Source organism: Mesorhizobium sp. M0185 (assembly GCF_040322175.1).
Lineage (GTDB): Bacteria > Pseudomonadota > Alphaproteobacteria > Rhizobiales > Rhizobiaceae > Mesorhizobium.
In genome coordinates this window covers 1-2,707 of sequence record NZ_JAMYSY010000109.1, presented here as the reverse complement: position 1 = coordinate 2,707, position 2,707 = coordinate 1, and the positions used below count along the sequence as shown (strand labels likewise).

The 2,707-nt window shown below is 61.0% G+C and carries 2 protein-coding genes and 2 pseudogenes; 2 read left to right on the top strand and 2 right to left on the bottom strand.

Features of this window, described 5'->3' with window-relative positions:
• Positions 1-143: 143 nt before the first annotated feature.
• Positions 144-245 (bottom strand): annotated as a pseudogene (locus NKJ20_RS33910) (LysR family transcriptional regulator); the annotation flags it as partial.
• Between the two features lie 576 nt (positions 246-821).
• Between NKJ20_RS33910 and NKJ20_RS33905 the strand changes: the two are divergent.
• Both NKJ20_RS33905 and NKJ20_RS33900 read left to right on the top strand, forming a co-directional pair.
• Complete coding sequence (locus NKJ20_RS33905; protein ID WP_352458906.1) at positions 822-1,097, top strand: acyl carrier protein; 276 nt, start codon at positions 822-824, stop codon at positions 1,095-1,097.
• Positions 1,098-2,303 carry a beta-ketoacyl-[acyl-carrier-protein] synthase family protein gene (locus NKJ20_RS33900; RefSeq protein ID WP_352749933.1) on the top strand — a complete coding sequence of 402 codons (1,206 nt, stop codon included), beginning with the start codon at positions 1,098-1,100 and terminating at the stop codon, positions 2,301-2,303. It abuts the gene before it with no gap.
• Here NKJ20_RS33900 and NKJ20_RS33895 read toward each other — a convergent pair.
• Positions 2,290-2,454: pseudogene (locus NKJ20_RS33895) on the bottom strand (LysR family transcriptional regulator); the annotation flags it as partial. The gene NKJ20_RS33900 and the pseudogene NKJ20_RS33895 sit on opposite strands and share 14 nt — an antisense overlap.
• Positions 2,455-2,707: the final 253 nt, after the last annotated feature.

Sequence of the window (2,707 nt, the reverse complement as noted above, 5' to 3'; positions counted from 1 at the left end):
TGCCGCCGACTGATGACAAACCGCTCAGCGGCAGCGCAAGATCGTTCATGGTGGGTGTGGTCTCCGGGAAATGGTTCGGATCGGCAGCAACCAAATCCTACGTCATTTCAACGGCTTGCGCCACATCCACCAACCCCCATGAATTTGGTTAGGTTGATGCGGCGTGCCGCCGCCGTGAGGCCGCGCTCGCTCAGCAGCGCGTCGAGAACGACGAGAAGATTCAGATCGAGCCCTTTGAAACGCATGTCTTAGCTATCCATAGCGTGGATGCATTTGATTGAAACAAACGATTTTACCAATTTTCCGGAATGTCGCATGGACTTGGCAGGACCTCACGTGCGCCGATCACTGCCTCTATTCGCGTGGCGAGTCCGATGAGAAGAGCCCGAAAGAGGAAATTTGTCGCGTGCGGTGGAGATTGTACTGGGAATGAGAGGCAGCGCTCCGATCATGTCGAACTCTCCGACGAATGGCGGACCGGTACAATAGTTGATCGCAACTGGTCCGGAGCTATGAAACATCTCGATTACATATGAGGTGCCGAGTGAATACGCTGACAGCACCCACCGTCGCAGCGTTTAGCTGACGTTTGACGACGGTTCCTATCCATTTACACGCAGATTCTTGATGTGCTGGCGCAAAAGCGGGAGGCCGGCGACTTTTCTTCGTCATCGGGCTGACGCCGCAGAAGCCGGAACTCGTCCGGTTCCTATGGGCATTGGGCTTGGTCGGTCGCACAGGCTCTATGAGGGGCAATTTTGGCAACGCGACGCGACTCGGGTTTTGAACGACGCCGAAAACGCAAGCTGGAAAGGAACAAGATGGCAGATCAACTCGCCAACGAAATAATCGCCATTATCAAGAAGCGCGCCGCGTCGGAGGGCGGCATAGCGCCTGCCACAGGCGGCGAGATAACGGCTGCCACGGGACTGACTTCGCTCGGTATCGATTCACTGGGATTGGCGGACGTTCTCTGGGACCTGGAGCAGGCCTACGGCATCCAGATCGAGATGAATACGGCCGAGGCATGGTCGGATCTCCAGAATGTTGGGGACATGGTGGAAGCCGTGCGCAGCTTGCTCGCTAAGGGGGTGTGAATGGACAGGCGCGTCGTGATTACTGGGATTGGCGGTATTTGCGGGCTTGGGACCAACGCCGCCGCCATTTGGACAGAGATGCAAGAAGGCCGCTCCGCCATCGGCCCAATCGTCAACTCCGAGCTCCATGAATTGAGGGTCAGGATCGGTGCCGAGATCAAGGCGCTGCCGGAGCATGACATCGACGGCAAGCAACTCATCTCCATGGACCGCTTCAGCCTGCTCGCTGTGCTTGCGGCGCGCGAAGCCATGCGTCAGGCCGGACTTTCCTCCAAAGAGGGAAATAGCTATCGCTTCGGTGCGACGGTGGGCGTTGGCGGCTGCGGGTGGGATGCGATCGAGCAAACCTACCGCGCCATCCTTCTGGGCGGTAAGCGTGCCGCTCTCTTGACTGTACCCAAGGCGATGCCGGGTGCCGCTGCCGGCCAGGTCAGCATGAGTCTCGGCCTGCGCGGGCCGGTCTTCGGCGTCACGTCCGCCTGTTCCTCGGCAAACCATGCGATTGCCTGCGCGGTGGACCAGATCAGGCTCGGCCGGGCCGACGTGATGCTTGCCGGCGGCAGCGAAGCGCCGCTCATATGGGGTGTGCTGAAGGCATGGGAAGCGATCCGCGTGCTTTCGCCCGATACTTGCCGGCCATTCTCGGCCGATCGCCAGGGCCTGTCGCTTGGTGAAGGCGCCGGCATGGCGGTGCTGGAAAGCTACGAGCATGCCCTGGCTCGGGGCGCCACCATCCTTGCCGAAATTGCCGGTGCCGGCCTTTCCGCCGATGCGTCCGACATCGTCGCGCCGACTGTCGAGGGGCCGGAGGCAGCAATGCGGGCCTGCCTTGCCGATGCCAGGCTGGACGCCGAGGATGTCGACTATCTCAACGCGCACGGCACCGGCACCAAGGCCAACGACCAGATCGAGACGGCGGCGATCAAGCGCGTCTTCGGTCAGCACGCCTTCTCAATGTCCATTTCTTCTACCAAGTCCATGCACGCGCATTGCCTCGGCGCGTCCGGCGCGCTCGAGTTGATCGCCTGCGTGATGGCTATCCGCGAGAGCGTCGTGCCGCCGACTGCCAATTATCGTGAGCTGGACCCCGATTGCGATCTCGACGTCACGCCCAATGTGGCACGCGAGCGCAAGGTGCGCGTGGCACTGAGCAACTCCTTCGCCTTTGGCGGCACGAACGCGGTTCTGGCGTTCAGGCAGGTGTAGAAGCCATGAGAGATGCCTCCGGCAACATTATCTCTCGCATCCAGATGCTTGCCGGATAACTATTGTGAAGGGCGGGTCATTGACCGCCTCGGCGAATGCGGGAAGTGGCAGCGGAAGCTCGACGATCCGGGGGTATCGTCTTTGCGAAATTCTTAACTGTTGAAGCGGCTTGGACGTACCGCCGCCCCGTAAAAGGTAAGCGAGGCCCTGCGGGCTCGGCTTGAGGGTCTGAAGCTGTACACGACAATGTCTGGAAGCCGCAGGGTCGGCTCTGCGCCCGTTATAGTCGCCTGAGTGCTGCCGGCCCGGCCGCGCCGCGGGCGCCGTCAACGAACTCCTTGAACCTGCGGACCTTGCCTGTCTTGGCCGACGCTTCGAAGCGCGCCGTCGTGCTGGCCTCCAGA